This is a genomic window from Nannocystis sp. RBIL2 (assembly GCF_026626745.1).
Taxonomy (GTDB): Bacteria; Myxococcota_A; Polyangia; order Nannocystales; family Nannocystaceae; genus Nannocystis.
The window spans coordinates 3,702,704-3,717,543 of record NZ_JAPNJW010000001.1; the positions used below are offsets into that span (position 1 = coordinate 3,702,704).

Annotated in this window: 14 protein-coding genes; 1 reads left to right on the plus strand and 13 read right to left on the minus strand. The window is 69.3% G+C overall.

Going from position 1 to position 14,840, the window contains the following annotated elements:
• Positions 1-19 precede the first annotated feature (19 nt).
• From coxB to OV090_RS14550, 13 genes are all read right to left on the minus strand, one after another.
• A complete protein-coding gene (gene coxB, locus OV090_RS14490; protein WP_267704220.1) occupies positions 20-1,048 on the minus strand; it encodes a cytochrome c oxidase subunit II in 1,029 nt (342 codons plus the stop codon).
• Positions 1,049-1,070: 22 nt separating this feature from the next.
• The gene (locus OV090_RS14495) at positions 1,071-1,910 is read right to left on the minus strand and encodes an SCO family protein (RefSeq protein WP_267704221.1); all 840 of its coding nucleotides are present in this window, start codon (positions 1,908-1,910) and stop codon (positions 1,071-1,073) included.
• A 13-nt stretch (positions 1,911-1,923) separates the two neighbouring features.
• Positions 1,924-2,745, minus strand: a complete 822-nt coding sequence (locus OV090_RS14500) for a hypothetical protein (RefSeq protein WP_267704222.1) — start codon at positions 2,743-2,745, stop codon at positions 1,924-1,926.
• Positions 2,746-2,762: 17 nt separating this feature from the next.
• A complete protein-coding gene (locus tag OV090_RS14505; RefSeq protein WP_267704223.1) occupies positions 2,763-4,019 on the minus strand; it encodes a hypothetical protein in 1,257 nt (418 codons plus the stop codon).
• Between the two features lie 2 nt (positions 4,020-4,021).
• Entirely contained in the window at positions 4,022-4,660 is a 639-nt protein-coding gene (locus tag OV090_RS14510) for a cytochrome c (protein ID WP_267704224.1), read from the minus strand.
• Between the two features lies 1 nt (position 4,661).
• Positions 4,662-5,207, minus strand: coding sequence for a DUF3341 domain-containing protein (locus OV090_RS14515; RefSeq protein ID WP_267704225.1), 546 nt, complete (start codon positions 5,205-5,207; stop codon positions 4,662-4,664).
• Positions 5,208-5,210: 3 nt separating this feature from the next.
• Positions 5,211-6,611: an NrfD/PsrC family molybdoenzyme membrane anchor subunit gene (gene nrfD / locus OV090_RS14520; RefSeq protein WP_276600966.1), complete on the minus strand. Its 1,401-nt coding sequence runs from the start codon at positions 6,609-6,611 to the stop codon at positions 5,211-5,213.
• A 15-nt stretch (positions 6,612-6,626) separates the two neighbouring features.
• Positions 6,627-9,896: a 4Fe-4S dicluster domain-containing protein gene (locus tag OV090_RS14525; RefSeq protein WP_267704226.1), complete on the minus strand. Its 3,270-nt coding sequence runs from the start codon at positions 9,894-9,896 to the stop codon at positions 6,627-6,629.
• A 24-nt stretch (positions 9,897-9,920) separates the two neighbouring features.
• Positions 9,921-10,574: a cytochrome c3 family protein gene (locus OV090_RS50660; protein WP_267704227.1), complete on the minus strand. Its 654-nt coding sequence runs from the start codon at positions 10,572-10,574 to the stop codon at positions 9,921-9,923.
• 450 nt (positions 10,575-11,024) lie between these two features.
• Positions 11,025-11,510: a cytochrome c gene (locus OV090_RS14535; protein WP_267704228.1), complete on the minus strand. Its 486-nt coding sequence runs from the start codon at positions 11,508-11,510 to the stop codon at positions 11,025-11,027.
• A 19-nt stretch (positions 11,511-11,529) separates the two neighbouring features.
• Complete coding sequence (locus OV090_RS14540) at positions 11,530-12,240, minus strand: SCO family protein (protein ID WP_267704229.1); 711 nt, start codon at positions 12,238-12,240, stop codon at positions 11,530-11,532.
• Positions 12,237-13,223 carry a heme o synthase gene (gene cyoE, locus OV090_RS14545; protein WP_267704230.1) on the minus strand — a complete coding sequence of 329 codons (987 nt, stop codon included), beginning with the start codon at positions 13,221-13,223 and terminating at the stop codon, positions 12,237-12,239. Before cyoE ends, OV090_RS14540 begins: the two co-directional genes overlap by 4 nt.
• Positions 13,220-13,708: a hypothetical protein gene (locus OV090_RS14550; protein WP_267704231.1), complete on the minus strand. Its 489-nt coding sequence runs from the start codon at positions 13,706-13,708 to the stop codon at positions 13,220-13,222. The genes cyoE and OV090_RS14550 overlap by 4 nt, the downstream gene beginning before the upstream one ends.
• Positions 13,709-13,837: 129 nt before the next feature.
• On the opposite strand from OV090_RS14550, the gene OV090_RS14555 reads away from it, so the two are divergent.
• Positions 13,838-14,767 carry an alpha/beta fold hydrolase gene (locus OV090_RS14555; protein ID WP_267704232.1) on the plus strand — a complete coding sequence of 310 codons (930 nt, stop codon included), beginning with the start codon at positions 13,838-13,840 and terminating at the stop codon, positions 14,765-14,767.
• Positions 14,768-14,840 lie beyond the last annotated feature (73 nt).

The following is a 14,840-nucleotide window of genomic DNA, read 5'->3' on the forward strand; positions in this document are numbered from 1 at the left end:
GAGTGCCGCGGGCGAAGCGTTACTTCTGGGCCTTGATGTAGGCGATGAGCGCGGCGATCTGCTTGTCGTCGAAGCGCCCGGCGAAGCTGGGCATCTGCGGGCTGAAGCCGGACACGATCTTCGCGTTGGGCTCGAGGATCGACTCGCGGATGTAGTTCTCGTCGACGGTGATCGTGGTGCCGTCGGCCAGGGTCTCGCTCTTGCCGAACAGACCCTTGAAGCTCGGGCCGGTCTTCACGGTGCCGTCCGTGGTGTGGCAGCTGGCGCAGCCGCCACGGGTGACGACGCGGGCGCCGAAGTCCTCGGCCGACTCGGCGTCGCCCTGCTTGAGCTCGCAGGCCTTGGCCAGCACCGCGTCGTACTCCTCCGCCGCGACGACGTGGACGCGGCCGACCATGCTCGAGTGCTCGTCACCGCAGTACTCGGTGCACATCAGCGGATACAGGCCCGGCTTGGTCGCCTCGAACCAGAGCACCGTGTAACGCCCCGGGACCACGTCCTTCTTCAGGCGGAACGCCGGCAGGTAGAACGAGTGGATGACGTCGACCGAGGTCATCGTCAGGCGCATCGGCTTGCCGACCGGGACGTAGAGGTCGTTCGTCAGCGAGCAGCCCTTCACCTCGGGGTACTCGATCGTCCACGACCACTTCTGCCCGGTGACCCGCACGTCCATCGCGTCCGCCGGCGGCGTCGCCTGCTTCATGTACTCGATCTCGCCCCAGGCGAAGAGGATCACGAAGAAGAACGTCGGGATGGCGCTCCAGATGAACTCGAGCTTGCCGTTGTGGGTCAGCGGCGAGGTCTTGGCGTGGCCATGGGCGGGCTTCTTGTACTTCCACATGAAGTACGCCTGGACCCCGATCATGCCGACGAAGGCGATGCCGCAGAGGATCCAGAAGAAGATGTAGAGCGTGTCGAGCGCCTCGGCGTTGGCCGAAGCCGCCGGCAGGAGGCTCCACGGGGAGTCCGACATCGGCGGCGTGCCCGGGTTCGAGGGCGGCAACGCTGCTTCCGCGGCGGCGGGGGCGATCAAGAGCGAGAAGAGCACGGTTTTCCTCCGCAGGTCCCTGTCAGGCCGTGGCCCGGCGTTCGCGCCGCCAGTACACGAGCAGGGTTGTTCCGATCAATAACACAGTCACGGCGCCCGCGATGCGCATGAGACCGAACGCAAACGGGCCGTAGCGACCGAGGGTCGCATCGTAGTGAAAGCAGCTGAGGATCAGCCGGTCGATGGTGCTGCCCACGCGACCCTCGCCAGCCTCGATGAGGCCGAACTTCAGGTCGCTGGGGTTGTACGACAGGCCGTAGACGTAGCGGGCGATCTTGCCCTCGGGGGACAGGAACGCGATCACCGCCGGGTGCGCGTACTGGTCCTGCTCCGGGTCGTACGTGTACGAAATCCCGAGCTGGGCCGCGAGCAGGCGGACGTTCAGGGCATCGCCGGTGAGGAAGGCCCAGTCGACGTCGTCGCCCCGGCCCAGCGAGTTCAGGTGGTTCTGCCGCTTCGGCCCCGCGAGCTCCGGCGTCTCGCGCGGGTCGATGCTGACGGTGACCACCCGGAAGTGCTCGTCCCCCGGCGTCCATTCGAGCTTGTGCAGCGCGTCGGTCAGCTCGTTGAGCTGCACGTTGCACAGCACCGGACAGCGGAAGTAGTTCATCGTCACCAGCACCGGGCGCTTGCCGTCGAGGTAGTCGCCGAGGGTGACGCGCTTGCCGGTGTGGTCGACGAAGCTCAAGCTGCGGTCGACGTCGAGACCGAGATGCTCGTCGACGTCGATCGCGGTCATCGCCGGCGCCAGGACCTGGTTGCTCCCCGCCGGCTGCGCGTCGCTCGGCGCAGCGCGCACGCCGGCGGCCGACCCGAAGGCCAGAGCAGCGGCGAGGCAGATTGCGGGGATCCGGCAAGACATGGCGACGAGCTTCTCAGTGCGCGGGCGCAGGCACGGGCGCGGTCGCACCCGGGTTGGACTTGGCGCCGACCGGCTCGGGCGTGCCGCCCGGGACCGGCTTGGTGCTCTCGGACTGACCCTTGTCGGCGTTGATCGGCATGGCCTCGTCCTTGGTGCCCGGCGGCAGCGCGGCCGGCGGGGTGCCCTCGGCCGGCTTGGCGGCGGCGCCGTCGGTCGCGGGCGCAGTGCCCTCGGCCGGCTTGGCGGCGGCGCCGTCGGTCGGCGTGCCCGCGGGCGCGGTGCCGTCAGCGGGGGCACCAGCAGGCGCAGTGCCGTCCGCGGGCGCGGTGCCCTCGGCACCGGGGACCACCGGCGCCGTGCCCTCGACCGCAGCGCCCTCGGGCGCGGCCGGCGTCGGCGCGGCGGCCTTTTGCCCGCCCGTGGCGACGTCGTCGGGGTGGATCCACCCCGACGGCGGCGCGAACGCGCCGAGCTTCTCCGGCTTGGCGAGGATCAGGTCGCGGGCCGAGGCCAGCGGGATGTAGCTGTAGCGCCCGACGACCTTGCCGGTCGCGTCGGTCAGGACGTCGTCGCCCGCGCCGCGGGTCCGGGTCTCCATGCCCTTGCGGTAGTCGGCCAGGAGGGTCGAGCCCTCCTTGCCGCGCTCGGCGTTGAGGTCGCGGGCCTGGTCGTTGAACAGCTGCACGCAGGTGATCAGCGACAGCAGCGTCAGCGCGCCGAGGCCCCAGACGATGTTGAACAGCTCGCGGGTCGGCGGCGCGTCGAGCTCGTGGCCGCCACCGTGTCCGTGACCGCCGCCGTGGGCGCCGTGCGAATCGTTATGATGCTCGGTCATGACTGCCTCCGCTCCGCTCAGAAGTTCTCGAACCGGACCGATTCCTCGATCCGCGGGTCGCCGGTGGGGACCAGGGCCTTGCGGCCGAGCGCCCAGGTGAAGCCAGCGATGAACACGCCCGCCACACCGAGCAGCGCCAGGAAGTCGACCGGGCCGATGTGCAGGTGCATCACGTGGTCAGCGCTCTCCAGCGCGTGGTGATGCGCCAGCACCGGCTGGACCAGCCAGTACATGTCGACGACCTGCATGAACAGGATCCACACCGCGGCCAGCGTCAGCGTGAACGCGTTGCGCTTGACCCCGCGGCGCAGCAGGAAGAAGAACGGGATGAAGAAGCGCCCGCCTGCCAGCAGGAAGGTCAGCGGCAGGAAGTCGTCGGCGATGCGGTAACCGAACCACATCGTCTCTTCCGGGATGTTCGCGTACCAGATCAGGAAGTACTGGCTGAACGCGATGTACGTGTAGAACACCGTGAAGCCGAACAGGAACTTGCCGAGGTCGTGATAGTGCTCGGTCGTCACCACGCCGCGCAGGTAGCCCGACTTGTGCAGCAGGACCACCGTCAGGCTGATGAACGAGAAGATCGAGAGCGCGCTGCCGGCGAAGTAGTAGACGCCGAACATCGTCGAGAACCAGTGCGGGTCGAGCGACATCAGCAGGTCGAACGCCGCGAAGGTCAGCGACAGCGCGAACAGGGCGACCGCCGGCGCGGCCCAGAACCGCATCGAGTGCGCGGCGCGGATGCCGGCCTCGGGGTTGCCGTCCGAGCCGGTGCTCTTCGCGTAGAAGAACACGGACAGGCCGGTCCAGACCAGGAAGTACACGCCCATCCGGATCAGGAAGGACGTCTCGTTGAGGTAGCTCTTCTTCGCGTTGAGCATGACGTCATGCTCGACCGCGGCGACGTCCATCCAGTGATAGAGGTCGTGGGCGCCGAGGAAGATGATCGGCAGGCCGAGGAGGACCATCACCGGCAGGGTGATCATGGCGTTCTCGGCGATCCGGCGGACCGCGATCGACCAGCCGGCGCGGACCAGGTGCTGGACGATGACGAAGAACAGACCACCCAGGGCGATGGCCAGGAAGACCATGTAGGCGACCAGGTAGGCGTACCAGAACGCGTGGCTGTCGCCGTGCGAGGTCGCCCAGGCGCCGCCGAGGCCGCCGGCGCCGAGCAGGAGGCCGATGATCGGCATCTTGCGCCACATCGAACCGGCCGGGATGTGGATCTGGTCGGCCGGGAGAACGAACGGCTTGTCGTGAGCGTGGCTCATGGCTACTTGGCCTCCTCGGGCGTGCGCGCGACCTGCAGCGTGCGGACCCACACCGCGATCGCCCAGCGGTCCTGCGCCGGGATCTGGGCGGCGTAGGGCATCATCGTGCCCTTGCCGTTGGTGATGACGTCGAAGAAGTGGCCGAGCGGCATGGCCCGGATCTGCGGGTCATTGAGGTTCTTCGGCGCGACGCTGAAGCCGCCGCCGCGCAGGGTGGCCACGCCCTGGCCCCCGCCCGTGTAGTCGTGGCAGGGCTGGCAGTAGATGTTGTAGCGCTCCTCGCCGCGGGCCATCAGCTCGGTGCTGAGCTTGATCGCCGCCGGGAGCCGGTCGAGCAGGCGGTTGTCGGGCCCGCGACCGCGATAAAGCTCCTCGTCGTCGTGCAGCTGCCCGACGGCCACGGTGCCGGCCACCGGCAGACGCGCCGCCCTGCCCTCGCACTGATGCGGGTTGTGGGCCTTGGCGCAGTCGACGTCCTTGAAGAAGTCGTTGACTTCCTGAGCGTCGAAGCGCTGCTGGAAGTCCATCTGGTTGATGAGGTGGACCGGCGGCAGCTCGGACCGGTTGCCCTGACAGCCGGCGAGGGCGCCGAGCGTGCCGAGGCAGAGGGCGATGGCCTGGATCTGGTTCGTGCGTGCCATGTCAGTCCTCGACCTCCTCGATGTGCGCGGCGCCGGTGCGCTCGAGCAGCTCGCGGGTCTTCTGCGGGTCGTACTTGGGGTCGCGCGCCTCGATGGCGATGAAGAACTTGTCGTCCGTGTGGCGCAGGAACCGCTCGCTGTTGAACAGCGAGTGGTACCACATGGGCAGCCGGTTCAAGCCCAGCATGCCGAACACCGCGCCGAACGCCGAGAACAGCACGCCGAGCTCGAACGTCACCGGCACGAAGGCCTGCCAGCTGAAGTACGGCTTGCCGGCGATGATGATCGGGTAGTCGATCGCCGAGGTCCAGTACTGCAGCAGCATCGCCAGCGTGGCGCCGGTCATGCCCATGGCGAACACGATCCACGGCAGCACGCTCGGCCCGAGGCCCATGGCCTTGTCGAGGTTGTGCACCGCGAACGGCGTGTGCGAGTCCCACACCTTGTAGCCGGCGTCCCGGACCTGCTCGCACGCGTGGTAGACGGCCCGGGCCGAGTCGTACTCGGCGAGCAAGCCGTAGGTCTTCTTCTTGATGGGCTTACTCATGGCTCAGTGGTGCTCCCCGTGCGAATCACCGTGGTGGTGCGGGTTGGCGATCGCCATCACGCTCTTGACCTCGCCGATGGCGACGGTCGGGAGGTAGCGGACGAACAGGCAGAACAGGGTGAAGAAGAGGCCGAAGCTGCCGACCAGGGTCGACACGTCCCACACCGTCGGCGAGTAGTAGTCCCAGCTCGAGGGCAGGAAGTCGTGGTGGAGCGAGGTCACCGTGATGACGAAGCGCTCGAACCACATGCCGATGTTGACGAAGATCGAGAGGATGAACAGCCACACGACCGAGCGCCGGATCCGCTTGAACCAGAAGAACTGGGGCGAGATCACGTTGCAGCTGACCATGATCCAGTAGGCCCACCAGTAGTCACCGAACAGGCGGTTCTGGAACGCGAAGCTCTCGTACGGGTTGCCCGAGTACCAGGCGATGAAGAACTCCATCGCGTACGCGTAGCCGACCATCGTGCCCGTCAGCAGGATGATCTTCGCCATGTTCTCGAGGTGCTTGACCGTGATGATGTGCTCGAGCTTGAACCAGGCCCGAACCGGCAGCAGCAGGGTGAGCACCATCGCGAAGCCGGAGAAGATGGCGCCGGCGACGAAGTAGGGCGGGAAGATCGTCGTGTGCCAGCCGGGCAGCTGCGAGGCCGCGAAGTCGAAGGACACGATCGTGTGCACGGAGAGCACCAGCGGCGTGCTCAGACCGGCGAGGATCATGTAGGCCTTCTCGTAGTTGAGCCAGTGGCGCGTGGACCCGCGCCAGCCGAGCGAGAACAGCCCGTAGGCGAAGCGCCGGATCGGCGTCTTGGCCCGGTCGCGCATCGTCGCCAGGTCGGGGATCAGGCCGACGTACCAGAACAGCAGCGAGACCGTGAAGTAGGTCGAGACCGCGAACACGTCCCAGAGGAGCGGGCTGCGGAAGTTCGGCCACATGTCCATCTGGTTCGGCAGCGGCAGCGGCCAGTAGATGAACCAGGGACGACCGGTGTGGAACGTCGGGAACTGCAGCGCGCAGATGACGGCGAAGATCGTCATCGCCTCCGCGGCGCGGTTGATCGACGTGCGCCACTTCTGGCGGAACAGGAACAGAACCGCCGAGATCAGCGTTCCGGCGTGGCCGATGCCGACCCAGAACACGAAGTTGACGATCGCCCAACCCCACGCCACCGGGTTGTTGAGGCCCCAGATGCCGGTGCCCATGTAGAGCAGGTAGGCGATCGAGATGAGGTACACGCCGAGCAACATCACCGACGGGATGAACGCGATCCACCAGCGGCTGCTGGGGATCTCGATCGGCCGCGCGACGGCCTCCGTCACGTCGTGGAAGGTGACGTGGTCACCTTCGACGAGTTCCATGCGGCCGGTGATCGGGTCGAGTTCGTCTTGATACTTGGCCATGTGCGTCACCTGGGCTTAGTGCGCCGGGGCGTGGTCAGCCTTGTGCTCGCCGGCGGCGGCACCGTGCGGTGCGGCGGCGGCGGGCGCAGCGGCCGGGGCCGGAGCGGACGGAGCGAGCTCGGTGTTGGGGTTGCGGATCCGGCCGAGGTAGGTGGTGCGCGGCCGCGTGTTGAGGTCGGTGAGGACGCCGTAGTGACGGACGTTGGTGCGGAGCTGGGCGACCCGCGTGGTCGGGTCGGCGACGTCGCCGAACACGATCGCCTGCGAGGCGCACGACTGCTCGCACGCGACGACGATGGCGCCGTCCTTGACGGTGTCCTCGCCAGCGACGTGGGCCTGGATCTTGGCCTCCTGGATGCGCTGGACGCAGTACGAGCACTTCTCGATGACGCCGCGGAAGCGCACCGTGACGTCCGGGTTCTTCTGCATCCACAGCAACTTCTCGTCGTCGCTGTTCATCGGGTCGCGGTTGAAGTTGAAGAAGTTGAACCGCCGGACCTTGTACGGGCAGTTGTTGGCGCAGTACCGCGTGCCGATGCAGCGGTTGTACGCCATGTCGTTGAGGCCCTCGGGGCTGTGCGCGGTCGCGGCCACCGGGCACACGTTCTCGCACGGGGCGGTCTCACAGTGCTGGCACAGCATCGGCTGCACGACCGCGGCCGGGTCCTCCTTGGCGCCGCTGTAGTAGCGGTCGAGGCGGATCCAGTGCATCTCGCGGCCGTTGGCGACCTGCGCCCGGCCGACCACCGGGATGTTGTTCTCGGCCTGGCAAGCGACGACGCAGGCGCTGCAGCCGTTGCACTTGTTGAGGTCGATGACCATGCCCCACTGCTGCTTGCCGACCATCGCCGGCGCGCCGAAGTCGGGGTGGGTGTTGTGGTCCCACAGCGAGACGAGCTGCTCGTCCTTCATGAGGTCGCCCTTGACGGCGAACTCGCGGCCGGTGGCCTTGAAGTCCTCGACGGTGGTCTCGCGCACGATCGGGCGGTCGGGGTAGCCGCGGCCCGGGTTCAGCAGCTTGGGGTCGTTGTCGTCGCGCGTCGACGCCATGTCGATCGCCGGCGACAGCGAGCCCCAGTCCTGGGTCGAGTAGATCTTGCGCTGACCGCCCGCCTTGGCCACGGTGCCGCCCTGCACGAACCAGGGGTTCGCGGCGGGCTGCAGCGGGTAGACGTCGACGCCGGCGCCGTCGGCGGCGAGGCCGATGTTCTGCCGGCCGTAGCCGAGCGCGAGCGAGACGGTGTCGTCGGCCTGGCCCGGGGCGATCCAGACCGGGATCTGGACCGACTTGCCGCCCACGGTCACGGTCACGAGGTCGCAGTTCTCGACGCCGAGCTTGCGCGCGGTGCCGATGCTGACGTAGGCCGCGTTGTCCCAGGTCAGCTTGGTCATCGGGTGCGGCAGCTCCTGCAGCCACGCGATGTTGCTGAAGCGACCGTCGGCGACCTTGGGGTCGACGTGGAAGTTGACCTCGAAGCCGGACGCGGTGAAGTCGGCGGCCTTGATCGCCTCGGCGACCTTGGCGTACTCCCGCGGGATCGGGTTCTGGCCCGAGCGCGGGACGCCGTGGACGACGCCGTCGTGCAGCCAGCGGCGCCAGACCTTGTCGGACCACATGGCGCCGAGCGCCTTCCGCCAGTAACCCTGGACGAGGCTGTAGCCGTCGACCGCGGCGTCGCTGGCGATCCACGACAGCAGCTCGAGCGCGCTCTTGCTCTGGTGGAGCGGAGCGATCAGCGGCTGGACGATCGAGATGGTGGCGTCGGCGGCCTCGAGGTCGCCCCACGCCTCGAAGTACGTGGTGGCCGGCAGGTGCCACGCGGCCAGCTTGCCGGTCTCGTCGTTGTAGAGGCCGTGGTGGATGACGGTGACGCCCTTGAGCTTGCCCGCGAGATCGAGCTCGCCGGGCGCCTCGTAGGCGGGGTTGCACTCGACCACCAGGACGGTGTCGATGCCGGCGCCGAGCGCCGCCGCCAGGGCGGTGAGCGGCTCGGCGACCACCGCGGTGTCGTCGTGGCGCAGGCGGACGCTGCTGCCGACGTTGCCGAGCATGACGTTGATCAGCAGGCCGAGCGCGTGGGCCCACGCGGGCTGACGCTCGCCGACGATCACCAGGCTGTGAGCGTCACGCGCGTCCTTGGCCGCCAGCAGGTCCTTGGCCAGGACCTTGACGAACTTCTGCTCGGCGTCGGTCAGGGTGACGGCCGGCAGGGCGTCGAGCACCGCCTCGGCGCCGCTCGGCGCCTTGCTGCTGCCCTTGATCTCGTTGGCGAGGGCGACCAGCACCGCGCCGACCTGGCTCGCGCGCATGCGCAGGCGGTGGTCGGCCTGGGCGCCGGTGATGCTGAAGTGCGGCTCGACGACGTAGAGCCGGTTCATGCTGCCGGCGTCGGCCTGCGAGTGCACGTCGCGGCCGGCGGCGAACTCCCGCTGCAGGCGGACGCTGTCCTGCTCGCCGCACAGGAAGTCGCTGTCGACCGAGAAGATGACGCGCGTGCCGGCGGCGGTGATCTGGCCGCCCGCGCTGCCCTTGCCCTGGATGTGGTAGGTGAAGCGCGTGCCGGCGCCGCACAGCAGCTCGGCGCCGGCGTTCGCGTTGCGCGAGCCGACGACGTCGCCGTCGAACAGCTTGGCCTTGGGGAAGTTGGTGGTGAAGGTCTTGACGGCCTCACGCAGCGACGGCGACAGGACCGTCGGCAGCACGACCGCGAGCCCCTCGCCCTGCTTGCCGCGCAGCTCCTTGAACTTGGCCCCGAGCTCCTCGGTGACGGTGTCCCAGTCGCTGGCGATCTGGCCCTCGCCGGCCCGCTTCAGCGGGGTCCGCGAGCGCGCCGGGTCGTAGAGGCTCATGACGCTGGCCTGGGCCCACGAGTCGGTGGCGCCGAGCGAGCCGCTGTGCCGCGGGTTGCCCTCGACCTTGGTCGGGCGACCGTCCTGCGACTCGACCAGCAGACCCTGCACGGTGCCGCCGACCTGGTACGCGGTGGCGTAGTAGACCGCCTGGCCGGGGATGGTGTCCTCGGGCCGCTTGCTCAGCGGAACGATGTGCTCGACCGGCTTGCGCACGCACCCGGCCGAGGCCAGCGCCGTCGAGGCGCCGACGAGGCCCATGAACTTGCGGCGCGCCAGCGAGGTCGCCGGCACGAAGCTGTTCGCGCCGCTGTCGCTGGCGAGCGCGCTCGCGTCCTTGAGGCCCGGGAACTCGTCGTGCTGCGGGGCCAGCGTGCCGTCGTGATCCGCGAGGCTGCGCCAGTATGCCTTGAGGTTGTCGGTGGACTTGGTCATGCGAAAAACCTGTCTGGCCGCGGGTTAGCGGTGGCACCCCGAGCAGTGCTCCGGCGGGTTGACGTCGCGCTTGCGCTTCGGATCCTTGGCGGCGTCGTACGCCTTGCCGTCAGTGGCGGGGTCCCACGCCATGTTCGTGATCTGATCGACGGGCCGCAGGTTCGGCTCCGGGTTGCGGTGACAGTCGAGGCACCAACCCATCGACAAGGGCTGATCCATCTCGACGATCGTCATCTGATCGATGCGACCGTGGCACGACGAGCAACCGACGCCCGCCGCGAGGTGCGGCCGGTGGTCGAAGAACGCGAAGTCGGGCAGCTGGTGGACGCGCACCCACGGGATCGTCTCGCCGCTGTCGAAGCTGTCGCGCACGAGCTTGAGGCGCGGGCTGTCGGTCTTCACCAGCGAGTGGCAGTTCATGCACGTCGCCGCCGGCGGCACGGCCGCGACCGCGGCGCGCTCGACCGTGTTGTGGCAGTAGCGACAGTCCATGCCCATGTCGCCAGCGTGCAGCTTGTGGCTGAACGGCACCGGCTGGATCGGGCGGTAGCCAACGTCCGTGTACTTCGGCGAGAAGTAGTACCAGACGAAGCCAACGAGGCCGGCGAGCGCGAAGGGGCCGAGCACAGCGACGGCGAGCGGGATGTTGTTGGTCCAGCGGGGAAAGATGGCCGGCACTTCAGATCACCCTCTTCTTAAAAGGTCCAGGGAGGCCGCAGGGACCCCCCGTGCTGGGACGTGTTCGTGGCGCGACATGAAAGCAGCGAGAAACGACCAGGACCCTTGTTTCGCGGCGCACCCTAACAGCACCGCGGGCGCCAGTGCAACACTCGTGATCGGGCCCGGGCCCGAATGCGCCGGCAAGTTTCGCGGCTGGTCTGCATGGATCGTGAATGACGGCTTCGGCGCCGACGACCCGTGCGACCGCCTGACTCAGTCCGGAACGGTCGAGCACGCAGCGCCTCAGCGCGTACAGGTGTTCGCAAATCGCGGGTCGGAGTCGCCGCCGGGCGACATGTGCGGAGGCACAACAGCCCCGCTGCGCGATCTCTCGAGTGCCGCTGCGGCGGTCATACGCGCTGCGGCACGTGTCTGCGCCGCAGGACCGGGTGGGCGCCGATTCGTCGCTCACGGCGCCGTCGGTGCGGGCGCACTCGGCTGGGCCTCGCGCCAACGCGGTGAGAAGGTCTTGATGTAACTCACCACTGCGCGCACGTCGTCGTCACGCAGACCACCCCACGCGGGCATTCCCTTGTCGACCCGGCCCTGCTTGATGGTATTGGCGAGGTCGCCGTCGGTCGGCAGTTCGTCGCCCGGCGTCGACTTATAAAGGAAGTGCGCCGCCCGAAAGTCTCGCGCCTCGAGGTTGCGCGCCGCGGGCCCTTTGCCGCCGCCGTCGTAGCCGTGGCACGACGCGCAGTAGCGGTTGAAGAGCTTCTGCCCGTGATTGAGGGTCTCCACCGGAACCTCGACGCCGCCCAGCACCTGCGCCTCGGTGAACGGCGGAGGACCCGCCTCGCAGGCCCAAAGCAGGCACGACGCGGCGAGGAGGAATCCTCGGACCGGCAATCGAGCGACCGCAATCGCCGTATTGAATTTGATGTTCAATGTCATGAGTCGGAATTGAACACCGTCACGGGGACCGGTTGCAGCCGCCGCCAGACCGCTGTCGCATCTCGCGGAGGACGTGCTGCGAGCGGTGGAACACCTCGTCGAGGCCCATCTCGTCGTCGCTGCCGTAGTAGCCGCGGATGTTGCCGTCGCCGTCGACGAGCACGAGCTTGGTGGTGTGCGCGATGTCGATCATGCCCGCCGGACCGGTGGTCTTGTCCATCGCGCTGGCGAAACCGCCGACCACGAGCTTCTCCATCGCCTCCAGCGGGCCGGTGACGAAGCGCCAGCGGGCCTCGTCGGCGCCGAGGTGGCCGGCGTAGGTCTTGAGCACCGCGGGAGTGTCGTTCTCGGGGTCGACCGAGAAGCTGACGAGCTTGATGTCGTCGATGCCGTGCTGGACGTAGCGCTCCTGCAGGCTCAGCATGGCCCGTGAGATCTTGGGGCACGTGCTCGGGCAGCTGGTGAAGATCAGGCCGGCGACCCACACCTTGCCGCGCAGCGACTCGGCGGTGAACGGCTGGCCGTCCTGGTCGACCAACGAGAACGCGGGCAGCTGCGACAGCACCGGCGGCGGCTCGGGCACGTGGCGGGTGCACGGGCGCATGGCGGTGACGATCACCAGGCCGAACACGGTGGCGAAGTGCCACGGGTACTGCATGAACTTGCGGCGCAGCCAGCCGCCCTCGACCATGCCAGGCAGCTCCTCGCGTTGCTCGGGACCGTCGCTCATCGCAGCACCACGTCGAGCACGAGGGCGACGATCAGCGCCGGCAGGTAGATCAGCGAGGCGAAGAAGAACCGCCGCGCCCACCGCAGCTCGCTGGCGCGGTCGCCGAAGGCCTGCAGCCCGGTGCAGGCCCAGCCGAGGAAGCCAAGGCTGAGCAGCAGGGCGACGGCGCAGTAGAGCGGACCGGTGAGGCCGATCACGCTCGGCAGGACCGAGATCGGCAGCAGCACGACCGACCACCAGAAGGCCTGCACGCGCGCGGCCTTTTCGCCGCGGACCACCGAGACGCAGCGGATGCCGGCGCGCGCGTACTCGTGGCGGCGGAACAGCATGATCGCCAGGAAGTGCGGCATCTGCCACACGAGCAGGATCAGGAACAGCGCCAGGCCGCCGAGGTCGAGCCGGCCGGTCACCGCGGTCCAGCCGAGCAGCGGCGGGGCCGCCCCCGGGAACGCGCCGATCAGCAGCGCCAGCGGCGTGCGGTACTTGAGCGGCGTGTACACCAGCACGTAGCCGACGGTGGCCCACAGCGTGAGCAGCAGGGTCAGCGGGTTGGTGAACAGCGCGAGAGTGACGACCGAGGCCAGCAGCAGCGCGGCGGCGAAGCCGAGGCCGGTGGCGTCGGACAGGCGCCGCGCGGCCAGCGGGCGGTCTTTCGTGCGCGGCATCAGCGGGTCCCTCGCCCGCTCGAGCCACATGTTGAACGCGCTGGCGGCCGCGACCGCGAGGCTGGCCCCGACCACGCCGGCGAACCCGGCGGCGAAGCCCGGCGAGCACCAACCGTCGGCGGCGGTCTCGGCCGGGAACGGCGCGTCGGACGACTGCAGCGCCATCCAGGCGGCGCCGGCCGAGGTCAGCGCGCACATGCGGGTGACGCCGGGCTTGGTCAGCTCCCACAGGTCGCGCGCCGGCGTGTGGCGCTTGCGGCGGATCGGTGGGCTGTCCGTAGGGACATGCTCCTCAGGACTGGCGGGATCGGGGCTCACAGCTGGACCGCCTCTCCGTCGGTGCGACAGAAGCTGTCGAAGGCGCGATAGGCGTCGGCGCACACGCAGTCCTTGGTGCGCTTGCACTGGCTGCCGCGCTCCTTGCAGGTGAGGAACACCCACTTGCCGTCCATGCTCTCGCTGGAGGGCAGCTGCTTGCAGCCCTCCTGGCGGTCCTGGCTCTTGAGGCAGTGGTACATCGCCTGCTTGACGCCGTGGTTGCACATCACCGCGGTCGCGTCGCACTCCTTGTGCCAGGCGATCACGGCGTCGATGCAGCCCTCGGCGTCGAGCGACTTGCCCTTCTCTTCCATCACCGGGAACGCGGCCTGGACGACTTTCTCGCCGTGGACGTAGGCGCGGTGCATCTGCCACGTCATCAGGCCGCCGAGCGCGAACACGCCGATCATCACGGTGCGCAGGCTGGGGCCTCGCCACTGCGTCTCCGGCCGCGGCGGCCGGGCAGAAGGGTCAGGGCTTGTCACGGGCGCGACGCTAGCCGCCGAGGCCGGGGCGGTCAACGGCGCGGCGACCGGCGGTCGCACCCCTCGGACGCGCGCCGCGAGGCACCCGTGTGGATCCTCCTATACACCCGTGCTATGCGGCGGGTCGCGATGCTCGGACATCTCTGGACGATCGGGCCCAACCTGCGACATCGCCTGCTGCCCCACGCGGCGCCGGCGGCGACGGCGTGGTCGACCACCCTGCACGACCGCCGCGTCGGCCCGGTGCGCCTCACCGGGGCCCTCGCCCGCCTGCCCGGCGCGCGGGAGCTGGTGGTCCTCGTCCACGGCCTCGGCGGCGCCATCGACAGCGCATACGTGATCAAGGCGGCGCGGGCGGCCGCGGCCGCCGGGCTCGACAGCCTGCGCCTGTCGCTCCGCGGCGCCGATCGCAGCGGCGAGGACTTCTATCACGCGGGCCTGGTCGACGACGTCACCGCGGCGCTGCAGAGCCCTGCGCTCGCCGACTACGCCCGCGTGTACGTGATCGGCTTCTCGCTCGGCGGACACATGACCTTGCGCTGGGCGATGGCGCCGAGCGACCCGCGGGTGCGAGCCGTCGCCAGCGTGTGCGCCCCGCTCGACCTGGCGGCCGGCTGCGCCGCGATCGACCAGCCGCGCAGCGCCATGTACCGCGCCCACGTGCTGGCCGGCCTGCGCGAGATCTACGCCGCAGTGGCCGCGCGCAGGCCGGTGCCCACGCCGCTGCCGGCCATCCACGGGGTCACCACGATCCGCGCCTGGGACCGCCTGGCGGTCGTGCCGCGCCACGGCTTCTGCAGCGTCGACGACTACTACGCCAGCGAGAGCGCCGGCCCGCGGCTGCGCGCGCTCGCGCTCCCGACCCTGATCGTCGCGGCCACCGGCGACCCGATGGTCCCCGCGGCCACGGTCGCCCCGCACCTCCGCGAGCTCCCGAGCCACGTCAACGCGCGGTGGGTCGCCGGCGGCCACGTCGGCTTCCGCGCCGGCGTCGACCTCGGCCTCGGCGACGCGCCGGGCCTGGAGCCGCAGATCCTGGCCTGGTTGCGCCGTCAGTGAGCGACTATGCTGCGGGCTCCGCGTCCGCCGTGTCGCCCGCCCACTCGCTTCCTGGCCCGTCCGGGCCCCGATC

Bases quoted from the DNA above. Each gene is read 5' to 3' on its own strand.
- OV090_RS14555 (WP_267704232.1), top strand. From the start codon at position 13,838: ATGCTCGGACATCTCTGGACGATCGGGCCCAACCTGCGACATCGCCTG.
- OV090_RS14510 (WP_267704224.1), bottom strand. From the start codon at position 4,660: ATGGCACGCACGAACCAGATCCAGGCCATCGCCCTCTGCCTCGGCACG.
- OV090_RS14535 (WP_267704228.1), bottom strand. From the start codon at position 11,510: ATGACATTGAACATCAAATTCAATACGGCGATTGCGGTCGCTCGATTG.
- OV090_RS14500 (WP_267704222.1), bottom strand. From the start codon at position 2,745: ATGACCGAGCATCATAACGATTCGCACGGCGCCCACGGCGGCGGTCAC.
- OV090_RS14525 (WP_267704226.1), bottom strand. From the start codon at position 9,896: ATGACCAAGTCCACCGACAACCTCAAGGCATACTGGCGCAGCCTCGCG.
- OV090_RS14495 (WP_267704221.1), bottom strand. From the start codon at position 1,910: ATGTCTTGCCGGATCCCCGCAATCTGCCTCGCCGCTGCTCTGGCCTTC.
- nrfD (WP_276600966.1), bottom strand. From the start codon at position 6,611: ATGGCCAAGTATCAAGACGAACTCGACCCGATCACCGGCCGCATGGAA.
- OV090_RS14540 (WP_267704229.1), bottom strand. From the start codon at position 12,240: ATGAGCGACGGTCCCGAGCAACGCGAGGAGCTGCCTGGCATGGTCGAG.
- OV090_RS14505 (WP_267704223.1), bottom strand. From the start codon at position 4,019: ATGAGCCACGCTCACGACAAGCCGTTCGTTCTCCCGGCCGACCAGATC.
- OV090_RS14515 (WP_267704225.1), bottom strand. From the start codon at position 5,207: ATGAGTAAGCCCATCAAGAAGAAGACCTACGGCTTGCTCGCCGAGTAC.